The organism is Ruegeria sp. YTSC003 (genome assembly GCF_059609785.1).
In genome coordinates this window covers 1-24,005 of sequence record NZ_JBXWMK010000008.1, presented here as the reverse complement: position 1 = coordinate 24,005, position 24,005 = coordinate 1, and the positions used below count along the sequence as shown (strand labels likewise).

Here is a 24,005-nt window from a genome sequence, read left to right as displayed (position 1 = left end):
CCCGGCAATCGTAAACCAGTTCTGCAATCAGGCGGAGCATCGGATGACCGAAGAGCAGCATTCTTCCTATCACCCCACACTCCCACCCACCACGGAAGAGGATCAGTTTTCCTGGCTTCGCCTGTTGCGCTCTCGCAAGGTTGGTCCGGCGACGTTTCGTCGGCTGTTGCGGGAACATGGCTCGGCGCAGAACGCGCTGGCCGCGCTGCCGGAAATGGCACGCGCTGCCGGAATTGAAGGGTATGAAACCTGCCCGCCCGGCGTGATTGAGGCGGAACTCAAGGCCGCAAAAGCTGCGAACGCGCGCCTTTTGTGCCTTGGCTCCGCCGATTTTCCTGATGCGTTGAATGATTTATCCGACGCCCCGCCATTGCTTTGGGCGATTGGAGATACCTCCCTGCTTCAGCGTTGGTCGATTGGGATGGTCGGCGCGCGGAATTGTTCGTCCTTAGGTGCGCGGATGGCGCGGGCGCTTGCCACGGATCTCGGCAAGCAAGGCTATGTCGTTGTGTCCGGCCTGGCACGCGGTATTGATACAGCGGCCCATATGGCCGCGCTTGAAACGGGCACTGTCGCTGTGATGGCAGGCGGCGTGGATGTCGTCTATCCCACCGAAAACACTGTTTTGGCGGAAAAGATTGGCCAAACCGGATTGCGTGTCTCCGAACAGCCCATGGGCGTCACACCGCAGGCCCGACACTTCCCGCGCAGAAACAGAATTATCTCAGGTCTGGCACAAGCGGTTGTCGTCGTTGAAGCGGCAGCAAAGTCCGGCAGCCTGATTACGGCGCGGGATGCCTTGGACCAAGGGCGCGAGGTTCTGGCCGTGCCCGGCCACCCCTTCGATGCGCGGGCCGCGGGGTGCAACATGTTGATCCGGGACGGCGCGATATTGGTGCGAACCGCGGAAGACATCATTGAAGCGCTTCCGAAACAGGTAACAGCGCCTCAGGTTGAGGCCCCCGCCCCACCCATCGCAGTTGATGAACCAGCAATCACAGGTGCCGCGTTGCATAGTGCGATCTTGTCACTGTTAGGCCCCTCCCCGATTGCCGAAGATCAGTTGATCCGCGACATTGCTGCAACAGCCGGAGAAATAGGACCGGCTCTGATTGATCTGGAACTCGAAGGACAGATCCAGCGGCAGCCCGGCGGACTTCTGTCATTGTCTGCATAAATACCAACTCTGACGAGCGGTTCCTGCCCAAGCCCTTTTTGTGCACAGGCTACGTGATTGAAATAACAACATAACTTCTGTGTTCAAAGGAACGCATTGACAATTCGCCCTTGCCCTCCACATCTTGCACGATCATAGAAGGCGCCAATTCCGTCGAGCGAGGTTTTCCCTTAAATGCCTGTAGTTGTTGTAGAATCCCCTGCCAAGGCCAAAACAATCAACAAATATCTTGGCCCTGACTACACGGTGCTGGCCTCATATGGCCATGTCCGGGACTTGCCGCCCAAGGACGGATCCGTCGATACCGAGCATGAATTTGAGATGAAATGGGAGGTCGGCAACGACAGCCGCAAACATGTCAAAGCCATCGCCGATGCGCTGAAAGAAGACAACGCTTTGATTCTCGCGACTGACCCTGATCGTGAGGGTGAGGCTATCAGCTGGCACCTGCAAGAAGCCCTGACCAAGCGCCGCTCGATCAAGAAAGACACGCCCGTCAGCCGCGTGACCTTCAACGCGATCACCAAGGATGCGGTGACCGAGGCGATGCAGAACCCGCGCCAGGTCGACATGCCGCTGGTCGAGGCCTATCTGGCCCGCCGCGCGCTGGACTATCTGGTGGGTTTCAACCTGTCGCCGGTCCTGTGGCGCAAGCTGCCCGGCGCGAAGTCCGCCGGTCGCGTTCAGTCAGTCTGTCTGCGCCTAATCGTCGAGCGCGAGATGGAGATCGAGGCGTTCAAGCCAGTCGAATATTGGTCTGTGAAGGCAGTGTTCGAAACACCGCGCGGCCAGACTTATGAGGCACGCCTGGTCACACTGGCCGGTAAGAAACTGGACAAACATGATTTGGCCAACGCCACCCAGGCTGAATTAGCGGTGCAGGCCATTACCAGCCGCGCGCTGAGTGTTTCTTCGGTCGAAGCCAAGCCTGCCGCGCGCAACCCCAGCGCGCCCTTCATGACCTCTACCTTGCAGCAGGAAGCAAGCCGCAAGTTCGGAATGGGCGCGCGTCACGCGATGCAGGTTGCTCAACGCCTCTACGAGGCGGGCTACATCACATATATGCGGACCGATGGCATCGACATGGCGCCCGAGGCCGTGGCGGCCACCCGCGATACCATCACAGACCGTTACGGTGCAGAATACGTGCCGGACAGCCCGCGTATCTATAAAAACAAGGCCAAAAACGCCCAGGAGGCGCACGAATGTATCCGCCCGACGGATATGTCCCGCGATACCAAGGCCCTGAAGGTCACAGATGAAGATCAGCGCAAGCTGTATGACCTGATCTGGAAGCGTACCATTGCCTGCCAGATGGCTGCTGCGCGACTGGAGCGCACTACGGTCGAGATTGGCAGCGATGACGGCCAGATCGGCCTGCGCGCCACCGGTCAGGTTGTTCTGTTCGACGGGTTCATGCGCGTTTATGAAGAAGGCCGCGACGACGTGGCCGATGATGATGAAAAGCGCCTGCCGCAAATCATGCAGGGCGATCCAGCTCGGTTTGCCAAAACATCCCTGCGCGATCAGTTCACCAAAGCAACCAGCGAGGGCACTGAAAAGGCCGCGAAAGAGGCCATTCTATCCGAGAACGAATCTGTACTGGCCCTGCAGCACCACACTCAACCGCCGCCGCGCTACACCGAAGCTACGCTGGTCAAGCGGATGGAAGAGCTGGGGATCGGGCGACCGTCGACCTATGCCTCGATCGTGACCACGATTCAGGACCGGGAATATGTGCGCAAAGACAAGAACCGGCTGATCCCCGAGGAGAAGGGCCGGATCGTTACGATCTTCCTGCTGAACTTCTTCCGGCAGTACGTGGGGTATGAGTTCACCGCCAATCTGGAAGAACAATTGGACGACGTCAGCGCCGGTGGGCGTGACTACAAGGAGTTGCTGAGCAAGTTCTGGCGCGATTTCTCGGCTGCTATCGGCGAGACGTCCGAATTGCGGATCTCCGAGGTTCTGGACAAACTCGACGAAGCCCTGGCGCCGCAGCTTTATCCGCCGCGTGAAGACGGCTCGGACCCTCGTGTCTGTCCGAAATGTGGAATGGGTCAGTTGCACCTGAAGACGTCGCGCACCGGCGGGTTCGTTGGGTGTGGAAACTATCCTGAATGCACCTATACCCGCCCCATCGCCGGCGAAGGCGCTGAAGGCGAGGAACGTCTTCTGGGCGAAGATGCAGGGGATGATATCTGGCTGAAATCCGGCCGCTTTGGCCCCTATGTTCAGCGCGGCGAACCGACGCCCGAGAACAAAAAACCACCGCGCGCCTCACTACCGCGTGGCTGGAGCAAGGATGACATGGATCTGGACAAGGCGCTGACGCTGTTGTCCCTGCCCCGCCAGATTGGCGAACACCCAGAGGGTGGCATGATCAGCTCGAACTTTGGGCGGTTTGGTCCCTATCTGATGCATCAGTTGGCGGATGAGGCCAAGCCGGTCTACGCAAACCTCAAAGACCCCAACGACGTGTTTGAAATCGGCATGAACCGCGCTGTCGAGTTGCTGGCTGAAAAGCGCGCCAACCCCGGGCGGGGCCGTCGCGCAGCGGCAAAAGCGTTGAAGGAATTAGGCGAGCACCCAGATGGCGGCGCGATGCAGGTTCTGGATGGGCGCTATGGGCCATACGTGAAATGGGAAAAGGTCAACGCGACCATTCCAAAAGATATCAAGCCCGAGGACGTAACGCAGGAAATGGCCATCGAACTGGTCAACGAACGCGCAGCCAAAAAGGGCACCAAGAAAAAAGCGGCTCCGAAAAAGAAAGCTGCTGCCAAGAAGACGACCAAAAAGGCGGCCACCTAACGACTGGCTAGGTAGAAATACCACCTACCCCTTGGTTTCATTGACTTCCCCGTGACGTGGCGGCACAACCTGCGCCATCACCATGTCATTGGGGGAGTTTTCCATGAAGAAAGTCTATGCCAATGCCACCGAAGCACTCGATGGAGTGATTTCGGACGGCATGATGATCGCGGCGGGCGGTTTCGGCCTGTGCGGTATTCCCGAATTGCTGCTTGAGGCGATCAAGAACTCGGGCGCTCAAGATCTGACGTTTGCTTCGAACAACGCCGGCGTTGACGATTTCGGAATCGGCATCCTGTTGCAGACCAAGCAGGTCAAAAAGATGATCAGCTCTTACGTGGGTGAAAACGCCGAGTTCATGCGCCAATACCTGGCCGGAGAGCTGGAGCTGGAATTCAACCCGCAAGGAACCCTGGCCGAGCGCATGCGCGCCGGTGGCGCAGGCATCCCGGGGTTCTATACCAAGACCGGTGTGGGCACCGTGATTGCCGATGGTAAAGAGCACAAAGACTTCAATGGCGAGACTTACATCTTGGAAGAAGGCATCTTTGCCGATCTGGCCATTGTCAAAGCCTGGAAGGCCGATGACACCGGCAACCTGATCTTCCGCAAGACCGCGCGCAACTTTAACGTACCTGCTGCGACCTGTGGTAAGATCTGCATCGCCGAGGTCGAGGAAGTCGTGCCGCGTGGTTCGCTGGACCCCGATATGATCCACCTGCCCGGCATCTACGTGCATCGCATCATTCAGGGTCAGCACGAAAAGCGCATCGAACAACGCACCACCCGTAAGAAGGAGGAAGCATAATGCCCTGGGATCGCAATCAGATGGCCGCACGTGCGGCGCAAGAGCTGGAAGACGGCATGTATGTAAACCTTGGCATCGGTATTCCGACGCTGGTGGCAAACTATGTTGGTGACAAGGACATCACCCTCCAATCCGAGAACGGAATGCTGGGTATGGGCCCCTTCCCCTTTGAAGGCGAAGAAGACCCGGATCTGATCAACGCTGGCAAGCAGACGATCACGGAACTGTCCCGCACCGCCTATTTCGACAGTGCCACATCGTTTGCTATGATCCGCGGCGGTAAGATTGCGGCCGCCGTTCTGGGCGCGATGGAGGTCGATGAAGAAGGCGATTTGGCCAACTGGATGATTCCGGGCGTGCTGGTTAAAGGCATGGGCGGCGCGATGGACCTGGTTGCAGGTGTTCGTCGCGTGATCGTCGTGATGGATCACACCAACAAGCACGGCAAGTCCAAGCTGCTGAAGAAGTGCACCCTGCCATTGACCGGCAAGAAGGTGGTAAACCGCATTATCACCAACCTTGGCGTTCTGGACGTGGTTGATGGCGGCTTGAAGATCATCGAGATCGCCGAAGGCGTGACCGAAGATGAAATCCGCGCCGCGACCGAGGCCAACATCGTCAACTGATTCACACCAATGAAAAGGCCCACCAAATTCAGGTGGGCCGTTTTCAGTTCAGCGATTGGAATACACACCCATCCGTAATCAGCTGGGGCGGTGTCGAACACAACGCCCGCGCCACCTGAAACGCTGCAAGAACCTTGGGTACGTAATCACGGGTCTCTGCGTAAGGCGGGACGCCCTCGTGCTTACGTACGGCCCCTTCCCCTGCGTTATACCCCGCAAGGACGAGGATCGGGTCGTTACCGAATTCTTCCATCAGCCAGTTCAGGTACTTCACACCGCCCGCAATGTTTTGCGATGGCTGGGTACTGTCCTGAACCCCAAACCGTTTGGCGGTTGCGGGCATCAGCTGCATCAATCCTTGTGCCCCGGCCGAGCTTACAGCGTCGGTGCGCCCAGCGGACTCAACGGAAATGACCGCCAGAACCAATGCCGGTGAGACATTTGTTCCAACGGTCGAGCGCAGAATATCCACGCGGCGCTGTTGGGCGATGTTTTGCAGGGTCTGTAAACGGGGTGCCGCGACATTGATCGCAGCCAGCGCATTCATGGCATCGTGCAATCGTCCGGACCCGGCCTCGGCCAAGGACGGCGACACCCTTTCCCAGAAAGCCTTGTACGAACCAACCGGTTTTTTGCCCGCACCGGGAAGAGTTGGCGGTACGACACGCGTGCGCGCGATGATTTCAGGTTCGACCAATTCTACGCCCGTACTAGGGGCAGACGGGGTCTTCGCATGCTCATCGGGCGTGATCTGGACCGTGACGCGCGGTCGTGTGCCGGGCTTTGGGGCCTTGACCCGTTTGTAAACGCCTCTTGGCTCAACCTCGTTCGCCACGACTGGCACTGGGCCAGACAGCATCAACGCCGCCAAACCGGCGCAAGTCATTGCGAGCCGGAGATTCATTTGCCTGCCTCATGTTTTTCTTTTGGTTGATTTGAACCTCGAATCTGCCCGTAAAGCCAGAAAAACAACGTGAAATGGGGCAAATTCGCCTCATTTGCCGCAAATTTGCATCTGGCCGTCTAGACAACCTTTGCGTAGTGAAGTTTTTTATTGTTTTTTTTCAATTACTTACCAAAATAACTACCAAAAAGTTAAACTTCATCAAAAAAAAATGGTGTTTGGCCCAATTCCTGCCACGCATAGCGGTCAATCATAGTGCCATACCGAGACGATCGGGAGCGGACTGAGAGAGGAAGCTCTGATAGACGCCGAGGTTTAATAGACTTTTTTAGATCCTTTAGGAGGGACGTAACATGATCAAGTTCATCAAGAACTTCCGCAAAGACGAAGACGGCGCCGTAACAGTAGACTGGGTCGTTCTGACCGCAGCAATCGTTGGCCTGGCATCGGTCGCCTATACCCAAATCGGTACCGGCACTCAGGCTGTTTCGAACAAAGTAGGTGCGACTCTGTCCGACGCGGCGACCAAAACCGCTTCATCGATCCCTGTCACTCCGCCGACCACGCCTTAATCTAAGCGCTTAGTCTTTGTGACTATTTTTCTCGGGGCTGGGTTGTTTGACTCGGCCCCGTAATTTTTCATGGCCCAGCATTGGAAACGATATGTTCAAAAGAACGATCCTATTCTGCAAACGTGAAGACGGGGCCGTGACGGTTGACTGGGTGGTTTTGACAGCCGCAATCGTGGGAATTGCCGCCGGTGTTTTCGTTGTTTTTCATCAACCAGTCCGAGACCTGGATGCCAGATCAGGTGCAGCCCTGAGTGGGATCGATGTCGCTGACGAAATTTCCGTGCGTTTCGACGCACCGGATTCGTGAACTCGCAATTGCTTAAATGTCCAAAAAAATTATTGGACGCGAAAATTTTCAAATATTGTCCCCCTTTTCGACACAATCTCCCTTTAGATCAGTGTTGATCTTCGTCGTAAATCTTTGACGAACTAACCAAATCGAATAACTAAGAGGGGACGCGAATGCGGCTAGTATTTGGACTTGTCCTGATTGTTGGGGTCGCTTTGGCCGGTGGGGCCGTCTACTTGGCAAGGGACTACATCAGTCAAACCCAAGCGGAACTTGAACGGGAAAGATTGGCGACTCAAAACGCGCTCGCAAATGTTAAGACCATTCCAACAGTCCCTGTCACGGTCGTTAACCGGGCCATGAAGTATGGGGAGCGTCTTGCGCCGGAAGATGTACGCATCGTGCAGTGGCCTGAGGACGCGATTCCCGAAGGGACTTTTTCGGATATGGCCGTTTTGTTTCCCACGGATGGGAGGGGCGAGCGGTTTATCCTTCGTACAATCGAAAAAGACGAAGCCCTTTTGGAAGTCAAAGTTACCCAACCCGGTGAGTCGGCCGGCCTTACGTCTCGTCTTGAGAAAGGCATGCGCGCCTTCGCAATCAGTGTAGATGTTGCATCTGGTGTATCTGGCTTTTTGCGCCCAGGCGATAACGTCGACGTTTACTGGACCGGATCCCTAAGAGGTACTGGCGGCGAGGGAGAGATCACACGTCTAATCCAGACCAACATCGAACTTATCGCAATTGATCAGACCGCAGGATCGGACGTGACCGGCACAACTATTGCCAGGACGGTTACTGTCGCTATTACCCCGGAACAGGTCGCCGCTCTCGCCCAGGCACAGAACACCGGGCGGTTGTCACTGGCGCTGGTCGGTGCACAAGATGAGACTATTGCGACTGCGATTGAAGTGGACCAAAGAAAACTCCTGGGAATCGAAGAAGCAGCGCCCGCACCCGTCAAAGTCGAGAAACAGATTTGCACGGTTAAGGCGCGTCGTGGCGGCGAAATCGTCGATACCGGAATAATAACGCCCTGCACAAACTAGCGCGAAATCAAAACGTTAAAGCCACAAGCCGCGCCATCAGCGCGGCTTGTTTCGTTTCGAATGTTGCGCATTACCCACATAAGGAAAATTCCAGAAACCATTGATTATTGCAATAAAATCGTAATTCGCGCAGTGTTACCGCACATAAGGCATTAGACCTAAAACGAGGCGTGATCGGAGAGGCAGGTCACATGAAAATAAAATCTTGGTTCAACGCAACCCTTCTGGGGTTGGCGTTAGTTATCAGTTCGGCCAGCACTGCTGTCCAGGCTGAAACACTTCGCGTGGTTAAGAACGGTACGGCGGAAACGCTGGACGTTCCGATGAACCGCGCAATCGTCGTTGAAAGCGAAACACCTTTTGCGGAACTCAGCATTGCCAACGCAGGCATCGCTGACATTTCGTCGCTTTCTGATCGTACCATCTATGTTTTGGGTAAGGCACCTGGCCTGACCACGCTGACTTTGTTCGATGGGGCTGGCAACCTGCTGGCCAATGTTCGGGTCCGTGTTTCGCCGGATGTGTCTGAATTCAAAGAGAGATTGCGGCAGATTCTACCGGGTGAGCCAATCGAAGTGCGCACTGCCAACGACGGCATCGTTCTTTCTGGCACGATTTCCAGCTCGGCCAAATTGGCCCGTGCTCTGGAGCTTGCAGAACGTTACGCGCCCGAGCGGGTTTCGAACCTGATGTCCGTTGGCGGCGTTCAACAGGTTATGCTGAAAGTTCGCTTTGCCGAAATGAATCGGTCGGTTGCGAAAAGTCTGACTGCATCGTTGGGCTTTGGCGGCGGTGACGCTACGGGCGGCTTCAACACCCTGAACAGTGCAGGCGCTTTGGCGAACGCCCTCGCCGACAGAATTCCCTTCCAGCAGACAAATACAGGTGCCATCCTGTTTGGCTTTGGTGCCGGTTCAACGCAGGTACGCTTGTTGTTGGAGGCGCTCGAAACCAAAGGGCTCGCCCGTACTCTTGCAGAGCCCAACCTGTCAGCCCTGTCAGGTCAGGAAGCTGAATTCCTGGCGGGTGGCCAAGTCCCGATTCCTGTTCCTGCGGATGACGGCAACATTGCAATCGAATATCGGAACTTCGGTGTGCAGGTTCTCTTTACCCCTCGCGTGGTGGATGGTGATCTGATTAACCTTGAGTTAGGAACATCGGTCTCAACTATTGACCCGAACTCCAACTTCTCAATTGCAGGCAACAACGTGCCTACCTTTATCTCACGTCAAACAAAGACGACAGTTGAATTGCGAGACGGAGAGAGCTTTGCGATTGCAGGGTTGATTCAGGACAACTTCGCAGACCTGAACAGCCAAATCCCATGGGTCGGCGACATTCCTGTACTGGGTTCTTTGTTCCGCAGCGCGGAATACCAGCGTCAGCAATCTGAACTGGTTATCATCGTCACAGCCCATCTGGTATCACCCACCCGTGGTGAAGCCCTGGCCCTGCCGACAGACCGCGTCAAACCGCCTAGCGAGTTTGACCTGTTCTTGAACGGAAGAACGGCGCGAACCACACGCGTTGGTTCGGGTGCTGCGTCTGAAGTCGCCAAACAGGACTTTGGCAGCTCATACGGCTACATCCTGGAATGATTGAGAGGATAGGACCAATGCAAAAGTGGATCATAACACTGGGTCTGTCGGTCGCCGTTGCCGCGTGTACACGTGAAGCGGGGTACGAAGCTGACCAAGGCGCCTTTGGCAACGCAACTCTAAACAACGTTCAGGTCATGAACGGTGAGCTGACATACGCACAAATCCTGGGCCAGCGGTTTGCCGCAGAAGTGCCAACGCAGATCAATTTTGCGTTTAACAGTTCTCAGCTGGACGCTCAGGCGCAGCGGGTCTTGTTGCGGCAAGCGGCATGGATCAAGCAGTTCCCCGAAGCACGGTTCCGCGTTTACGGCCATACCGATGCCGTTGGCTCAACCGGGTATAACCAGTCGCTTGGGCAACGTCGTGCAAACGCAGCCGTTGCATTCCTGACGCAGCAAGGGATCTCGCGGTCGCGTTTGGAAGCTGTAGTTTCCTTCGGGAAAACGCGGCCTCTGATCGACACTCCGAACCGAGATCGCCGCAACAGGCGCACGGTCACCGAAGTGTCGGGCTTTTTGGATCGCAATCCGCTGGTTCTGGATGGCAAATACGCCGAAATCGTGTACCGCGAATACGTCGAAAGCGCCACGAGGGAAAGCTACATCCAGCGCGACGATGCTGGCGGCAGTGATGAATAATCCATAAGAAATGGGCGGCATCGTCGCCCATTTCCCTACAATTGGTTCTTTTGCGCCAAAATCTTGCCTAAGTTCCAAGCCATCTTTTCAACAATTAGGTGAAGTGCGGCCCGAATTGGCCGCGACCGGGCAACAGCGAACTGAACCGAACCAGACATGTTCGGGCAGTGAGCAGGCCCAGACGACGAGGATTGTGTGAATGACAAGCGCCAAAACGCATGATGACGGAACTGCCATTCTGGCCTGCACGATCAGCCGTGACGTCCAAAATTTTGATCTTCTGATCGAGGACATGGAAACCATTTTGGGCGAACGCTGGGGCGACCTTGGCTTCGCCGAAGCCCTGGCTTTTTTCAGCCAACCTGAGGCGGAAAGCCTTGAATTCGTTGCGCTTGCCATTGACGGAGAAGATGAGGACAACCTTTCTCTGATGGGCGAGATCATCTCGCAGGCCAAAGAGAAAAAGATCAAGATCGTACTGATCGCCGAAGACGTCACACCTGCATCTCTGCACCAACTACTTCGCAAGGGCGCGGACGAGTTTGTCCCCTACCCTCTTCCCGAGGGAGAGCTGCAGGAAGCCATCGAGCGCATGAACAAACCTGAGCCGGTAGCAGCGACTGCGGTTGCGACAGCTCCTGCCGCTCACGGTGATTCGAAGGAAGGCGCGCTGTTTGTGGTCCATGGGCTGGCAGGCGGTGTGGGATCAACGACTATGGCGGTCAATCTCGCCTGGGAGCTGGCAACTGCGTCAGACAAAGAGGCACCTTCTGTGTGCGTCATCGATCTGGATCTGCAATACGGCAGCGTGTCGACCTATCTGGACCTTCCCCGACGCGAAACCATATTTGAGATGCTGTCGGACACAAACTCGATGGACGACGATGTCTTCTCGCAGGCCCTACAAACCTATGAGGAAAAGCTTGAGGTCCTGACTGCACCGTCCGATATGGTTCCGTTGGACCTGATCACACCCGAAGACATCGAGCGCGTCATCGAAATAGCCCGCAGGAAATTCGACTACGTGGTTGTCGATATGCCGACAACCCTTGTTCATTGGTCGGAAACGGTTCTTCAGGCTGCACATGTGTACTTTGCCATGATCGAGCTGGATATGCGATCCGCTCAGAACGCGCTGCGGTTGAAACGCGCCCTTCAGGCCGAGGAACTGCCGTTCAACAAGCTCCGGTTCGCTCTGAACCGAGCCCCGAAATTCACTGACTTGAATGGCAAAGGCCGGGTCAAGCGAATGGGCGAAAGCCTGGGCATTTCAATTGACCTGCAATTGCCAGATGGTGGCAAACCCGTCATGCAAAGCGGTGATCACGGATTGCCGCTGGCCAAATCCGCCGCCAAAAACCCGCTGCGTCGGGAAATCGCAAAACTTGCAAAATCGCTTCACAGTTTGGGCAGCAGCAGCGCCGAGGCCGCGTAACCGTATTTCAGAGGGGTAGTCGCCGTGTTTTCAAGATACAAGAAGCAGCCAGCAGCGCAGCCGGTCGAGGCTGCTCCTACGCCTGAGGCTGCGGCACAAACGCCTGCTCCGAAAAAAGCATCCACTGAAAACGCCGTCGCCCGTCGCCCAATCCAAAAAAAGGCCGCTGAACCGGTCGCTTCGGACCGGGATCGCAAGCGCAAAGAGCGCCTGGGTGAAATCAAGATCGAGATGCACCGGGAACTGCTGGAAAACCTGAATCTTGCGGCACTTGAAAAGGCCGGAGAATCTGAACTTCGTGCAGAAATCAGCGCAATCTCGAGCGAAATCCTTGAATCTCGTGATATCGTTCTGAACCGCGAAGACCGGTCGCAGTTAAACAAGGAACTGTATGACGAAGTCACTGGTCTGGGGCCCCTTGAGACGCTGCTTCAAGACGACAGCGTCAACGACATCTTGGTAAACGGCCCTCAGCAGATTTTTGTCGAGCGGCACGGCAAGCTAGAAATCAGCGACGTCACGTTCAAGGACGAAAAGCACCTGATGCGGATCATCGACAAGATCGTATCCGCCGTGGGTCGTCGGGTCGATGAATCCAACCCTTATGTCGACGCCCGCCTAGCTGACGGGTCGCGCTTCAACGCAATGGTGCCACCTATCGCCGTTGACGGGTCGCTTGTTTCCATTCGTAAGTTCAAAAAAGACAAGCTGGCCATCGACGATCTGGTCAATTTCGGCGCATTTACCGAAGAAATGGCCGCCTATTTGCAGGCAGCTGTTTCAACGCGTCTGAATATCATCGTCTCGGGCGGTACAGGCTCGGGCAAAACGACGACGCTGAATGCCTTGTCCAGCTTTATTGATGACGCCGAACGCATCCTGACCATCGAGGATACGGCGGAACTTCAGCTGCAACAGACCCATGTGGGACGGATGGAAAGCCGCCCCCCTAACGTCGAAGGCAAAGGCGAAGTCAGCCCGCGCGACTGTCTTAAAAACGCTCTTCGTATGCGTCCTGACCGCATCATCGTTGGCGAGACGCGTGGCGCCGAGGTGATCGACATGCTGCAGGCTATGAACACCGGCCACGACGGTTCGATGACCACGATCCACGCCAACTCGGCCCGTGACGGGATTTCGCGTCTCGAAAACATGATCGCAATGGCCGGAATCGAGATGCCTCTCAAAGCGGTCCGCAGCCAAATCTCATCAGCTGTGAACCTGATCGTTCAGGCCAGCCGCTTGCAGGACGGCTCGCGTCGGATGACCTCGATCACCGAGATTACAGGGATGGAAGGTGACGTGATTTCGATGCAGGAAATTTTCAAGTTTCAACGCGTTGGTCTAACGCCGGACAACAAAATCATTGGCCATTTCACCGCGACCGGTGTGCGCAGCCACTATTCCGAACGCTTCCGCTTGTGGGGCTTTGATCTGCCTCCATCCATCTACGAACCTACGACCGTCTAAGGAGATCCGGATATGCAACTGCCCGTAGAGGCTCTTATCTATGTTGTGATCTTCGTCGGAGTTCTTCTCCTGGTCGAGGGCATCTATCTTGTGGCATTTGGCAAGTCCATCAGCCTGAACAGCCGCGTGAACCGGCGTCTGGATATGCTTGAAAAAGGCGTCGGACGCGAACAGGTTCTGGAACAGCTGCGCAAGGAAATGCAGCAGCATATGAAAACCCAGAGCATCCCGCTCTATTCGCTGTTGGCCGACAAGGCACAAAAAGCTGCGATCGCCTTTTCGCCACGCCAGTTGATTATGATCATGGTGCTGGTTTCAGGCTTTGCTTATGTTGGGCTAAGTATCGGGACGGCCACGGATACCGTATTGCGGATTGCGCTTTCGATCGGGATCGGTGTCGGCGGTGTCTATGCTTGGGTGAACCACAAAGCCTCGAAACGTATGGGCCTGATGGAGGAACAACTGCCCGACGCCGTTGAGCTGATGGTTCGTTCTCTTCGCGTTGGTAACCCATTTGTCTCAACAATTCAGATTGTTGCGAGCGAAGTACAAGATCCGCTTGGAACGGAATTTGGTATCATCGCGGACGAATGCGCCTATGGCCGTGACGTGGGTGAAGCCCTAAAGGACATGGCAGAACGTCTGGGGATGCAAGATCTGCGCTTTTTGTCTGTTGCTGTCGGAATCCAACAACAGGCAGGCGGTAACCTGGCGGAAATTTTGGCGGGCTTGGCCCAAGTTATCCGAGCTCGGTTTCGCCTGTTCCGGCGCGTTAAGGCGATCACTGCCGAGGCTAAATGGTCCGGCAAGTTTCTGTCTGGCTTCCCCCTTTTCTGCCTGTTGTTCATTCTGGTGAAAGATCCGGGCTACTATGACGAGGTTGTTGACCACGAGTGGTTCATTCCGATGTGCTTCTTTGTAGGCATCATGCTGACACTGAACCTGATCGTAATGCGCATTCTTACGAACATCAAAGTCTGAGGGCTTGAGTATGGAATTTCTGACCCAAATCAATGAAGTCCTGACCGAGCATTTGGGGCCGTTCGGACCACTTATTGTGGTTGGTGTTCTGGGGTTGTTTATGATTCTGGTGGCCGTGCCACTGATGTTGAACCAACCAGAGGACCCTCTCAAGAAACTGCAACGTTCAAATGCAGCGCCCAAGGAAGGCAAGAAAGGCAACAAGGACAAACTGCGACAAGCCAGTCGCAACGAGCAGCTTCAGAAATTTGCGAACTTCCTGGAACCACAGAATCAGGAAGAGCTGTCCGCGATGGAACTCAAGCTGCGCCAGGCGGGGTATCAATCCAAGGACGCGGTGCGCTTTTTCCACTTTGCCCAATTTGCCCTTGGTTTGGTCGGGGTCGCGATTGGTGTTCTGTTGGTCACGGTTTTCTCCGGTGGCCAAGAATTCACACCGACTCAAACGGCCACCCGCGTCTTGATCCCGGCATGTGCGTTCTACTTCCTCCCCCGCTATTGGATCACGCGACGCGTTGCCGAGCGAGAAGAAGCCATCGTCGCAGGGTTTCCCGATACTCTGGACCTGATGCTGGTCTGCGTGGAAGCCGGTCAGTCGCTGGATCAGGCAATCGTTCGGGTCGCGGCTGAGATGAAAGTCTCTTACCCGGATATCGCCCTAGAGTTCGAAGTCGTCGCGCACGAACTGAAGGCAGGTAAGGACAGGGACAGCGTTCTCAGAGACTTTGGCACACGTTGCGGTGTTCAGGACGTCAGCTCGTTCGTGACTGTTATGATCCAGTCGGCCACATTTGGTACATCAATAGCCGAAGCCCTGCGGGTTTATGCCGGTGAAATGCGTGACAAACGAGTGATGCGCGCCGAAGAGGCAGCGAATAAGTTGCCAACCAAAATGACACTTGCCACAATGATACTGACGGTGCCGCCGTTGCTGGTCATTCTGGTCGGCCCCTCGGCAAAAGGCATCGCGGACTTTGCAAACAGTGGATCCGGTGGATAACGTCCCGATGAATTCAAATTTCAGGTGTATCCGGTTTAGGCTACGCCGCACGTTTCAGGCCACCTTGGTTCTTGCCATGGTGGCCTCTTGTACAGAAACAGGCCTTTCGAACGATCTGGATGCTCCTGGCATCGACCCTAAGGCCGAAGCTGTTGATCCGGTTACAGTCGGAAACCGGCTGATGGCATCGGGCGAATATGAGCTGGCGCTGACATCCTTTTCTCGTGCCGCGCTGGATCAGGGGATGACAACGGAACTCCTGACCTCAATGGGGACTGCGAACCTGGGTCTCAGGCGTTTAGGGCAGGCAGAGGAACTGCTGCGCCGCGCAATTGAGGATGAGCCTGACTGGCCTATCGCGTGGAACAATCTTGGTGTTGTGCTGATGGAAAAGGCCGAATACCCCGAGGCAGAACAGATGTTCCGGCGCGCCTTTGCTTTGGACAATGGCGAAAGTGACGCAATCTTGGACAATCTACGCTTAGCACTCGCAAAAATGGAAAATCCTGTTAATACTACCCCGGAAAAACAAGAATATACACTGGAGCAGCAAGGCGACGGGCAATTCAAGCTGCGCAAGCTCCCGTAACATTGGCAAGAGCAGTAAGGGACGCAAAAAATGCGCCAGCAATTCTTGATTCCAACGATGGTAATCTGCGGGATGGTCCTGTCCGCCTGCGAAAAAGAAACCGAGGAAGAAAAGGTCGAACGCACCTATCAGGAGGTGGACGTCATTGACGAAACCAACCTGAGCGAGGTTCTTCTGACCGCGGCTGACCCGAACGAGGCTGTGACCTATTTCAAAGGTGCTGCTGCAAAAAACCCCGGCCGGATCGACCTGCAACGGGGCCTCGCGATTTCTCTTACGCGCGCCAAACGCACGACCGAGGCCGCTTCGGCGTGGAAAAAAGTGACAACCATGAAGGGCGCGAGCAACGTCGACCGGGTCGAATACGCCGCGGCATCGGTCCGCGCAGGTGACTGGTCGACCGCCAAGTCGACGCTGGATTCTGTTCCTCCAACCTATGAGACATTCCAACGTTACCGCCTTGAGGCGGTCGTTGCAGACTCTCGCAAAGACTGGAAACGCGCAGATCACTTTTACGAAACAGCCGTCGGTCTGACCACGCGCCCTGGCAGCGTTATGAACAACTGGGGCTACTCCAAGCTGTCACGCGGTGACTACGCGGATGCGGAAAGGCTGTTTTCTGAAGCTATCCGTCAGGACAAATCGCTGTTCACAGCCAAGAACAACCTTGTGCTGGCCCGGGCCGCGCAGGGCAACTATAACATGCCGGTTGTTCCTCTGACACAGGTTGAGCGGGCCATGTTACTGAATACAATGGGCATTTCTGCAATCAAGCAAGGCGACATCACAACGGCCAAGAACCTGTTCCGCGAAGCCATTGCAACCCACCCGCAGCACTATGAGGAAGCCGTTCGATCGCTTCGCGCGCTTGAAGAGGCCTGATTCATGAATATCCCTGCGACGGCAGCCGCATGGTTTTTGCCATTTGTGTTGCCGATCTGCTTGTACGTAGCCTTCACTGATCTGCGTAGCATGTTGATCAAAAATCACGCCGTGATCGCTTTGGTCGCGATTTTTGCTGTTGTCGGATTGATTGTGCTGCCACCTTGGTCCACCGAGTGGACGACCGGCGGCGTTGGTCCGATTGCCCTGACGCTGCCGCCCTATCTATGGCAATTGCTGCACATCTTTGTCGTTCTGTTTTTTGGCATCCTCCTCAACGCGGCTGGGGTTATGGGCGCAGGTGATGCCAAGTTTCTAGCGGCCGCCTCGGCCTTTGTCTGGGCCGGTGACTATCTGCTTATGACGCTGATCGCCACTTGTGCCATGCTTGGTGCATATGTGACACATCGGCTGGCCAAACACACGCGCCTTAGGGCAATTGCCCCGGACTGGGAAAGCTGGGATCGGGGCAAGAAATTCCCGATGGGTTTTCCGTTGGGGGCCAGCCTGGCGATCTATCTGATTCTCGGTACTGTTTCCGGCTCATAAACTATCATCAGTCCGCCTTTTCAGTGCCTTGGTGCTGACACAAACCAGGTTAAGATTTTAGGCAAGTGGCCCGTGTGGGGCTTTTGGCGTGATTAGTGGATAGACGGGCAACGCTCATGAATATGCAGACGACCTCGGTTATGGCCCCCCCTGCCCCTAAGGGTATGGCCGAAATGAAACTGCCCATCGTGATGATGCGGGACATTCTGCTTAAGACGATATTCCGAAAGAACGTGGATACGGTCACGGAAATCGCGGAAGCGGTCTGTTTGCCAGGTGCGGTCACGCAAGAACTTGTGGACATTGCCCGCGAACAAAAGCTGCTCGAAGCGACCGGCACACTGAACGCCAACAGTGGCAACGAGATGGGCTATCAGCTTACCGATGCCGGCAAAGCCCGCGCTCTGGACGCGCTGAGCCAATCTGAGTACTTCGGCGCCATGCCGGTTCCGCTGGACGTCTACCGGGAACAGGTCAAGCGTCAGTCTATCCGAAATATTCAAGTGACCCGCGATCAGCTAACGGGCGCCATGGGGCATCTGGTTCTGCCCAACAGCCTGCTGGACCATCTGGGCCCCGCGGTCAGCGCTGGCAGATCCATTCTGATGTATGGCCCTCCGGGAAACGGTAAGTCCTCAATCTCGAACGGTATTCGCGACGCGTTAGGGGACAACGTCTATGTACCTCGTGCCATCGAGTATGCCGGTCAGGTCATCACCGTTTATGACCCGATCGTCCACACCGCGATCGAGCAGGAAGCAGATGACCCCAACAGTCTCCGCCGCCGCAAACGGTTCGACACACGCTATGTTCAATGCGAACGCCCGACCGTTGTAACGGGCGGTGAACTGTCGCTTTCCATGCTGGATTTGGTCTACAACCCGACTGCACGCACCTATCAGGCGCCGCTTCAACTGAAATCAACCGGCGGCATCTTTATCGTGGACGACCTTGGTCGTCAGCAGGAACCGCCACAAGCGCTGGTCAACCGTTGGATTGTTCCTCTGGAAGAGAACAAGGATATTCTTGGCCTCCAATCAGGCGAAAAATTCGAGGTTCCCTTTGACACATTGGTCATCTTCTCGACCAACTTCCACCCGAACGAGATCTTCGACCAAGCGGCCCTGCGCCGGATCTTCTTCAAGATCAAGATCGGTGGTCCGGTTCAAGAAGACTTCCTGAAAATTTTCGCAATGGTGGCGCGAAAACGCGGCATGCCGCTGGATGAATCCGCTCTGGTGCATTTGCTGAAGGTCAAATACCCGACCATCAACAACGTCTACGCCAACTATCAGCCGATCTTCCTGATCGACCAGATGATCTCGATCTGCGAGTTCGAGGGCATCCCCTATCAGATGAGCCCCGACCTGATTGACAGGGCCTGGGCCAACATGTTCGTTAAAGACGAGACTATCGTAAAATAACGCCGTGCCATTTCCGGGACAGGCCGGGTAGTCTGCGTTCATGACGCAGATTCCCGCCCGGATCACGGCTTGGTTTGACACCAAAGGCTGGTCCATCCACCCACATCAGCAAGAGATGTTTGACCGGGCTGCGGACCCGGCCACTTTGCTCATTGCGCCAACCGGCGGTGGCAAGACGATGGCCGGTTTCCTGCCGACGCTGGCCGAACTGGCGGAAAATGATCACCCCGGCCTGCATACGCTCTATGTTTCGCCGCTCAAAGCGTTGGCCGCCGACATTCGCCGCAACCTGCGCGGCCCGGCGGATGAAATCGGTCTGCCCATTCGCATTGAAGACCGAACAGGCGATACCACGGCCACGCAAAAGAAACGGCAGCGCGTGGACCCTCCACATATCCTGCTGACCACGCCTGAAAGCCTGGCTTTGCTGACCTCTTACGAGGATGCGCCAAGGATGTTTGCAGGGGTACAGCGCGTGATCGTGGACGAGATTCACGCCCTGGCAGAAAGCAAACGTGGCGATCAGTTGATGTTGGCGCTGGCCCGTTTGCAAAGCTTGTGCCCTGACCTGCGACGCGTCGGCCTGTCGGCCACAGTCGAAGACCCAAAAGCCATCGCACAGTTTCTGGCCCGTAACCCTGATCCATGTCAGATCATTCAGGCAGACCCCGGCCCCGATCCCGACATCCGAATGCTTGAGACGCAAGAGATGCCGCCCTGGTCCGGTGGAGGGGCGGCCTATTCGATCCCTGCGGTGCTGGATCAGATCAAACAACACAAAACCACGCTTATCTTTCACAACACCCGCGCGCAGGCCGAAATATTCTTTCACAACATTTGGCTTGCCAATGATGACGGGTTGCCCATTGGCATTCACCACGGCAGCCTAGATCGGCAACAGCGCGAACGGGTCGAGGCTGCGATGGTCCGCGGTGACCTACGCGCCATTGTTTGCACCGGCAGTCTGGATCTGGGCATCGACTGGGGCGATGTGGATCTGGTGATCCAGATTGGCGCGCCCAAGAACGTCAAGCGTCTGGTGCAGCGGATTGGTCGTGCCAACCACCGCTACAACGCCCCGTCCAAAGCCCTTTTGGTGCCAGCGAACCGGTTCGAAGTGGTCGAGTGCGTCGCCGCATTGGAGGCTGCAAAGGCGCATGATCTGGATGGCGAACCGCGCGGACGGGGCCCAAGGGACGTGTTGTGCCAGCATATGCTCATCGCCGCTGCGGCGGGCCCGTTCGATGCAGACGCCCTGTTCACCGAAATGACAACAGCAGGGCCATTTTCTGACCTCAGCCGCGCTGAGTTCGACGCCTGTTTGGATTTCTGTGCAACCGGTGGCTATGCGCTGCGCGCCTATGATCGCTGGCAGCGGCTGTTGCAGCGCCCCGACGGCCAATGGCAGCTAAGAGACCCGCGGGCTGCACAGCGTATTCGCATGAATCTGGGCACGATACAGGACACTGACACGCTGAAAGTCCGCCTAAAGCGCAATCGTGGGGGCAAACCGCTGGGTGAGGTCGAGGAGGCATTTGCAGCCTCTCTGACGCCCGGAGATACCTTCCTGATAGGCGGGCAGATCGTCCGCTATGAGGGGCTGCGAGAAATGGTGGTCGAGGTCAGCCGTCGGGCCGACAAGAAACCCAAGATCGCCACGTTCTCGGGTACAAAGTTCGCGACCTCGACCCAACTCAGCGATCGTATCCTGCGCATGTTCGCTCAAACCGACTGGCCGCAATTGCCTGCACACACAGCCGAGTGGCTTGCCCTGCAGCGAGATATGTCCCGATTGCCGCAGCGTGATCGCTTGCTGATCGAGAGTTTCCCCAATGATGGCCGTGAACATCTTTGTGTTTACGGCTTTGCCGGTCGCAATGCCCAGCAAACCCTTGGCCTTTTGTTGACCAAACGGATGGAGGAAACCGGGCTTGCCCCGCTTGGTTTCGTTTCCACCGACTATGCGACGCTGATTTGGGGCTTGGACGCAGTGACCGACCCGCGCCCTCTGTTCCAACTGGACGAATTGCGTGACGGGCTTGAGACATGGCTGGCGGGCAACGCTGTCATGAAACGCACTTTTCGCGCCTCTGCCACAATCGCAGGCCTGATCGAACGCAATACAGGCGGGCAACGCAAGAGCGGGCGTCAGGCTACGTTTTCGTCGGACATCCTTTACGACACGTTGCTTAAATATGACCCCGACCATCTGCTGATGCAGATCACCCGCGAGGAAGCAATGCGCGGCCTGGTCGATTTTGGGCGTATCGAGGCGATGATCGAACGCATTGGCGACCGGATCGATCTGGTTCGGCTTGATCGGGTCTCTCCGCTTGCTGCTCCGTTGTTTCTGGAGGTTGGCAAGGTACCAGTCAAAGGTGCCGCCGAAGAACGCCTGTTGGCCGAGGAAAGCGCCCGGTTGCTACAGGCTGCGGGACTGGACACGAAGTAAATCAGGTTGCGCCAGAGGTCAAAACAGGCAAAGAACGTACCATGAACGATTTGGCGTTTTCCTTTGTTGATCAAGACCTGCGCGCTCTGGGAACTGGTGCGTTGTGGTGGCCAAGCCGGAACCTGCTATGCGTCAGCGATCTGCATCTTGGCAAATCCGAACGTATGGCGCGACGCGGTGGTCCCTCACTTCCGCCTTATGACAGTCAGGACACCCTGACCAGGCTGGCCGTAGACATCGACAGAACCGGCGCGCAAACTGTCATCTGTCTGGGCGATAGCTTTGACGATCTGGATGCGTTGACTGCATTGGGCACCACCGAGAAGCTTTCGTTGACGGCCCTTCAGGCAGGCCGACAATGGATTTGGATCGAAGGAAACCACGACCCGGGCCCAATAGATCTGGGCGGAACACATCTGGCTGAATACACGGTGGGTCCGCTGGTTTTCCGACATATCGCCCTACTTGGTGCGCAAGGTGAAGTCTCGGGTCACTACCATCCCAAAACCCGCATCAGGGCACGCGGTCGGACGATCACACGCCCGGCGTTTTTGCTGGACAATGCACGGCTTATCCTACCGGCCTATGGCACCTATACAGGCGGGCTGCGAAGTTCCGAGAAGGTTCTAAGTGACTTGATGAGCGACCGGGCAATGGCCATCCTGACCGGCCCTCATCCGCAAATCATCCCAATGCCGCGCTAAGATCATATCAGCCCATCATCCTCGAGCTTCGGCTTGTACTTCCGGCTGACTGGTATCAGGTCACCATTCACCAGCTTCAAGTAAATTCTGTCGGCTACTTTCTCAGTGGCTGCAACTGCTTCATCCACGACCCAGTGAGAGCGGTGCGCACAGTGCCCGCGCAAGGGCTCCATTTCCCCAACCGCATCAGAGAGCCGTAACCGGATCGCAAAGGTGCCCTCAGATGTGACCACATCCACATAGTGATTGCGCGAGCTCAGGCGATAAATCTGCCCCTGAAAAGACGCAGGCAACCGTCGCGCAAGCCGCGGTGCCGGGGATGATAGTGGTGCGCTTTTGCGTTCCGCTCGGCTGGTCAGTATTAGGCCAGCAGTAAACAAGGCGCTGTATCCTATAACCTGCGGGATGCCGGGTGCAGAGTGGCCCCCAATGGAAAACAGAACCACGCCCAGCAACCAAAGGGACGGGATAAACAACAGCAGAACAAACAGGGCGATTGCCAGGTCACGCACCGGCAGGTTCAGAACAGTCCCGGTTTCGCGGATCAGTTTTCGGGCCATCCAGGTCGACGTCACAGCGATGCCCATCACCCCGAACCAAAATAAGAAGCATATGACAAATGGCAAATCAGACATCTGGAATGGCGGAAAAGCGTAAGCCAGCATAGGAAGGAAGAACGCTCCGGCCACCACACGTTGTGGGCTGCACAGGCTTAAGATGGGTCTTAGCTTTGAAGTCATACCATATCAAAAACCGCTTTCAGGGGCCCAGCCAAAAGCCCCGGAAAGCTAACATTCACACACTGTAAACGGCTGGGATATCCCGGCTACCACGCGCCATTCAGACATTCAAACCTTAAAGTGGGGAAATTTAGCCCGTTGACATCATGGTCAAATTTGGCGCTTGGACAATTTACCGGTGCGTTAGGGCGCATTTTGCGCCCCAACAAAATAGCTCAGGCTGTGAGGCCTTCTGGTTCTGGCAGTTTGTTTGCGCGGCAGGCGGCGGTAAGTGTGTTGGCCAGCAGGCAGGCGATGGTCATGGGGCCGACACCTCCGGGGACCGGGGTGATGGCGCCGGCGCGTGCGGCGGCGCTGGTGTAGTCGACGTCGCCGACCAGCTTGTTCTTGCCGTCGCGTTCAATGCGGTTGATGCCCACGTCGATGACGGTGGCGCCTTCTTTGATCCAGTCACCGGGCACCATTTCGGGGCGGCCAACGGCGGCCACGACGATGTCGGCGCGGCGCACAACATCGGGCAGATCCTTGGTGCGGCTATGCGCGATGGTCACGGTGCAGCTGTCGCCCAGCAGCAGCTGCGCCATCGGCTTGCCCACGATGTTCGAGCGTCCGATCACAACCGCATCCATGCCCGACAATGAGCCATGGTGGTCACGCAGCAGCATCAGGCAGCCCAGCGGGGTGCAGGGCACCATCGATTTCTGACCGGTGCCCAACAGGCCGACATTCGAGATATGGAACCCGTCCACATCCTTGGCCGGGTCGATCGAATTGATCACCAGATCCTCGTTCAGATGCTTGGGCAGCGGCAATTGAACCAGAATGCCATGCACAGCCGGATCGTTGTTCAGCGTGTCGATCAGCGCCAGCAGGTCCTCTTCCGAGGTATCGACATCCAGCTTGTGCTCGTACGAGTTCATGCCGACCTCGACCGTCATCTTGCCCTTGGAGCGGACATAGACCTGGCTGGCCGGGTCTTCGCCGACCAGAACCACGGCCAGGCCGGGGGTGATGCCGTTTTCCTCTTTCAGCTTTGCAACCTGATCGGCCACTTGCGCACGGACCTTGGCCGCAAAGGCCTTGCCGTCGATAACCTGGGCTACCATCCTTTGATCCCTTCTTTCAAAAACGGATCGGGCGCGTGAAGCGCCCGGTCATTCAGTCCGGGCCGAGAACACGTTCCTCACGTGCAATCGACCAGTCAATCAACATGCGCCACAGTCCTTCGGCCAAATCCGGATCCATTCCCAGCTCGGCCGAGCTTGCGCGCACGCGGTGCACCACGTCTTCGACACGGTCCG

23 protein-coding genes are annotated in these 24,005 nt (G+C 56.3%); 19 read left to right on the top strand and 4 right to left on the bottom strand.

Features of this window, described 5'->3' with window-relative positions:
- Window positions 1–43 precede the first annotated feature (43 nt).
- The 4 genes from dprA (at window position 44) to AC2FFH_RS15225 (ending at window position 5,425) form a co-directional block, all read left to right on the top strand.
- On the top strand, window positions 44–1,177 hold the full coding sequence (gene dprA, locus AC2FFH_RS15240; protein WP_496768125.1) for a DNA-processing protein DprA: 1,134 nt from the start codon (window positions 44–46) through the stop codon (window positions 1,175–1,177).
- A 174-nt stretch (window positions 1,178–1,351) separates the two neighbouring features.
- Window positions 1,352–3,991, top strand: coding sequence for a type I DNA topoisomerase (gene topA / locus AC2FFH_RS15235; protein WP_496844716.1), 2,640 nt, complete (start codon window positions 1,352–1,354; stop codon window positions 3,989–3,991).
- Window positions 3,992–4,094: 103 nt separating this feature from the next.
- Window positions 4,095–4,799 (top strand): CoA transferase subunit A, encoded by a 705-nt coding sequence (locus tag AC2FFH_RS15230; protein WP_496768122.1) that lies wholly within the window; start codon window positions 4,095–4,097, stop codon window positions 4,797–4,799.
- Complete coding sequence (locus tag AC2FFH_RS15225; protein ID WP_058276937.1) at window positions 4,799–5,425, top strand: CoA transferase subunit B; 627 nt, start codon at window positions 4,799–4,801, stop codon at window positions 5,423–5,425. The genes AC2FFH_RS15230 and AC2FFH_RS15225 overlap by 1 nt, the downstream gene beginning before the upstream one ends.
- 43 nt (window positions 5,426–5,468) lie before the next feature.
- Here the strand turns inward: AC2FFH_RS15225 and AC2FFH_RS15220 are convergent, their stop codons facing one another.
- Window positions 5,469–6,329, bottom strand: a complete 861-nt coding sequence (locus AC2FFH_RS15220; RefSeq protein ID WP_496736731.1) for a lytic transglycosylase domain-containing protein — start codon at window positions 6,327–6,329, stop codon at window positions 5,469–5,471.
- Window positions 6,330–6,682: 353 nt separating this feature from the next.
- On the opposite strand from AC2FFH_RS15220, the gene AC2FFH_RS15215 reads away from it, so the two are divergent.
- From AC2FFH_RS15215 to pdeM, 15 genes are all read left to right on the top strand, one after another.
- Window positions 6,683–6,901, top strand: a complete 219-nt coding sequence (locus tag AC2FFH_RS15215) for a Flp family type IVb pilin (RefSeq protein WP_496725986.1) — start codon at window positions 6,683–6,685, stop codon at window positions 6,899–6,901.
- Window positions 6,902–6,992: 91 nt separating this feature from the next.
- Window positions 6,993–7,208, top strand: a complete 216-nt coding sequence (locus AC2FFH_RS15210) for a hypothetical protein (protein ID WP_496725985.1) — start codon at window positions 6,993–6,995, stop codon at window positions 7,206–7,208.
- Between the two features lie 155 nt (window positions 7,209–7,363).
- A complete protein-coding gene (gene cpaB, locus AC2FFH_RS15205) occupies window positions 7,364–8,239 on the top strand; it encodes a Flp pilus assembly protein CpaB (protein WP_496725984.1) in 876 nt (291 codons plus the stop codon).
- 191 nt (window positions 8,240–8,430) lie between these two features.
- A complete protein-coding gene (locus AC2FFH_RS15200; protein WP_496725983.1) occupies window positions 8,431–9,837 on the top strand; it encodes a type II and III secretion system protein family protein in 1,407 nt (468 codons plus the stop codon).
- A gap of 17 nt (window positions 9,838–9,854) precedes the next feature.
- Complete coding sequence (locus AC2FFH_RS15195; RefSeq protein ID WP_496725982.1) at window positions 9,855–10,478, top strand: OmpA family protein; 624 nt, start codon at window positions 9,855–9,857, stop codon at window positions 10,476–10,478.
- A 199-nt stretch (window positions 10,479–10,677) separates the two neighbouring features.
- Window positions 10,678–11,913, top strand: coding sequence for a CpaE/TadZ family protein (locus AC2FFH_RS15190; protein WP_496725981.1), 1,236 nt, complete (start codon window positions 10,678–10,680; stop codon window positions 11,911–11,913).
- A 24-nt stretch (window positions 11,914–11,937) separates the two neighbouring features.
- On the top strand, window positions 11,938–13,383 hold the full coding sequence (locus tag AC2FFH_RS15185; protein ID WP_496725980.1) for a TadA family conjugal transfer-associated ATPase: 1,446 nt from the start codon (window positions 11,938–11,940) through the stop codon (window positions 13,381–13,383).
- A gap of 12 nt (window positions 13,384–13,395) precedes the next feature.
- A complete protein-coding gene (locus AC2FFH_RS15180) occupies window positions 13,396–14,364 on the top strand; it encodes a type II secretion system F family protein (protein ID WP_496844715.1) in 969 nt (322 codons plus the stop codon).
- Between the two features lie 10 nt (window positions 14,365–14,374).
- Window positions 14,375–15,364: a type II secretion system F family protein gene (locus tag AC2FFH_RS15175; RefSeq protein WP_496725978.1), complete on the top strand. Its 990-nt coding sequence runs from the start codon at window positions 14,375–14,377 to the stop codon at window positions 15,362–15,364.
- A gap of 7 nt (window positions 15,365–15,371) precedes the next feature.
- A complete protein-coding gene (locus AC2FFH_RS15170; RefSeq protein ID WP_496740612.1) occupies window positions 15,372–15,953 on the top strand; it encodes a tetratricopeptide repeat protein in 582 nt (193 codons plus the stop codon).
- A 30-nt stretch (window positions 15,954–15,983) separates the two neighbouring features.
- Window positions 15,984–16,835 (top strand): tetratricopeptide repeat protein, encoded by an 852-nt coding sequence (locus AC2FFH_RS15165; protein ID WP_496725976.1) that lies wholly within the window; start codon window positions 15,984–15,986, stop codon window positions 16,833–16,835.
- Window positions 16,836–16,838: 3 nt separating this feature from the next.
- Window positions 16,839–17,384: a prepilin peptidase gene (locus AC2FFH_RS15160; RefSeq protein WP_496740614.1), complete on the top strand. Its 546-nt coding sequence runs from the start codon at window positions 16,839–16,841 to the stop codon at window positions 17,382–17,384.
- 116 nt (window positions 17,385–17,500) lie between these two features.
- Window positions 17,501–18,808, top strand: coding sequence for a DUF8689 domain-containing protein (locus AC2FFH_RS15155; protein ID WP_496725974.1), 1,308 nt, complete (start codon window positions 17,501–17,503; stop codon window positions 18,806–18,808).
- A 40-nt stretch (window positions 18,809–18,848) separates the two neighbouring features.
- Window positions 18,849–21,260 (top strand): ligase-associated DNA damage response DEXH box helicase, encoded by a 2,412-nt coding sequence (locus AC2FFH_RS15150; protein ID WP_496844714.1) that lies wholly within the window; start codon window positions 18,849–18,851, stop codon window positions 21,258–21,260.
- Between the two features lie 41 nt (window positions 21,261–21,301).
- On the top strand, window positions 21,302–21,964 hold the full coding sequence (gene pdeM / locus AC2FFH_RS15145; RefSeq protein WP_496725972.1) for a ligase-associated DNA damage response endonuclease PdeM: 663 nt from the start codon (window positions 21,302–21,304) through the stop codon (window positions 21,962–21,964).
- Between the two features lie 2 nt (window positions 21,965–21,966).
- Here the strand turns inward: pdeM and AC2FFH_RS15140 are convergent, their stop codons facing one another.
- The 3 genes from AC2FFH_RS15140 to AC2FFH_RS15130 form a co-directional block, all read right to left on the bottom strand.
- Window positions 21,967–22,551: a LytTR family DNA-binding domain-containing protein gene (locus AC2FFH_RS15140; RefSeq protein WP_496725971.1), complete on the bottom strand. Its 585-nt coding sequence runs from the start codon at window positions 22,549–22,551 to the stop codon at window positions 21,967–21,969.
- 368 nt (window positions 22,552–22,919) lie between these two features.
- The gene (gene folD / locus AC2FFH_RS15135; RefSeq protein WP_496844713.1) at window positions 22,920–23,810 is read right to left on the bottom strand and encodes a bifunctional methylenetetrahydrofolate dehydrogenase/methenyltetrahydrofolate cyclohydrolase FolD; all 891 of its coding nucleotides are present in this window, start codon (window positions 23,808–23,810) and stop codon (window positions 22,920–22,922) included.
- Between the two features lie 52 nt (window positions 23,811–23,862).
- Window positions 23,863–24,005, bottom strand: a 143-nt coding sequence (locus AC2FFH_RS15130; RefSeq protein WP_496844808.1) for a chorismate mutase, incomplete at its 5' end; no start/stop codon positions are given.

Bases quoted from the DNA above. Each gene is read 5' to 3' on its own strand.
- AC2FFH_RS15180 (WP_496844715.1), top strand. From the start codon at position 13,396: ATGCAACTGCCCGTAGAGGCTCTTATCTATGTTGTGATCTTCGTCGGA.
- AC2FFH_RS15150 (WP_496844714.1), top strand. From the start codon at position 18,849: ATGACGCAGATTCCCGCCCGGATCACGGCTTGGTTTGACACCAAAGGC.
- AC2FFH_RS15195 (WP_496725982.1), top strand. From the start codon at position 9,855: ATGCAAAAGTGGATCATAACACTGGGTCTGTCGGTCGCCGTTGCCGCG.
- AC2FFH_RS15160 (WP_496740614.1), top strand. From the start codon at position 16,839: ATGAATATCCCTGCGACGGCAGCCGCATGGTTTTTGCCATTTGTGTTG.
- AC2FFH_RS15165 (WP_496725976.1), top strand. From the start codon at position 15,984: ATGCGCCAGCAATTCTTGATTCCAACGATGGTAATCTGCGGGATGGTC.
- AC2FFH_RS15175 (WP_496725978.1), top strand. From the start codon at position 14,375: ATGGAATTTCTGACCCAAATCAATGAAGTCCTGACCGAGCATTTGGGG.
- AC2FFH_RS15220 (WP_496736731.1), bottom strand. From the start codon at position 6,329: ATGAATCTCCGGCTCGCAATGACTTGCGCCGGTTTGGCGGCGTTGATG.
- cpaB (WP_496725984.1), top strand. From the start codon at position 7,364: ATGCGGCTAGTATTTGGACTTGTCCTGATTGTTGGGGTCGCTTTGGCC.
- AC2FFH_RS15215 (WP_496725986.1), top strand. From the start codon at position 6,683: ATGATCAAGTTCATCAAGAACTTCCGCAAAGACGAAGACGGCGCCGTA.
- AC2FFH_RS15155 (WP_496725974.1), top strand. From the start codon at position 17,501: ATGAATATGCAGACGACCTCGGTTATGGCCCCCCCTGCCCCTAAGGGT.
- folD (WP_496844713.1), bottom strand. From the start codon at position 23,810: ATGGTAGCCCAGGTTATCGACGGCAAGGCCTTTGCGGCCAAGGTCCGT.
- dprA (WP_496768125.1), top strand. From the start codon at position 44: ATGACCGAAGAGCAGCATTCTTCCTATCACCCCACACTCCCACCCACC.
- AC2FFH_RS15170 (WP_496740612.1), top strand. From the start codon at position 15,372: ATGAATTCAAATTTCAGGTGTATCCGGTTTAGGCTACGCCGCACGTTT.
- topA (WP_496844716.1), top strand. From the start codon at position 1,352: ATGCCTGTAGTTGTTGTAGAATCCCCTGCCAAGGCCAAAACAATCAAC.
- AC2FFH_RS15210 (WP_496725985.1), top strand. From the start codon at position 6,993: ATGTTCAAAAGAACGATCCTATTCTGCAAACGTGAAGACGGGGCCGTG.
- AC2FFH_RS15200 (WP_496725983.1), top strand. From the start codon at position 8,431: ATGAAAATAAAATCTTGGTTCAACGCAACCCTTCTGGGGTTGGCGTTA.
- AC2FFH_RS15230 (WP_496768122.1), top strand. From the start codon at position 4,095: ATGAAGAAAGTCTATGCCAATGCCACCGAAGCACTCGATGGAGTGATT.
- AC2FFH_RS15140 (WP_496725971.1), bottom strand. From the start codon at position 22,551: ATGGGCATCGCTGTGACGTCGACCTGGATGGCCCGAAAACTGATCCGC.
- pdeM (WP_496725972.1), top strand. From the start codon at position 21,302: ATGAACGATTTGGCGTTTTCCTTTGTTGATCAAGACCTGCGCGCTCTG.
- AC2FFH_RS15225 (WP_058276937.1), top strand. From the start codon at position 4,799: ATGCCCTGGGATCGCAATCAGATGGCCGCACGTGCGGCGCAAGAGCTG.
- AC2FFH_RS15190 (WP_496725981.1), top strand. From the start codon at position 10,678: ATGACAAGCGCCAAAACGCATGATGACGGAACTGCCATTCTGGCCTGC.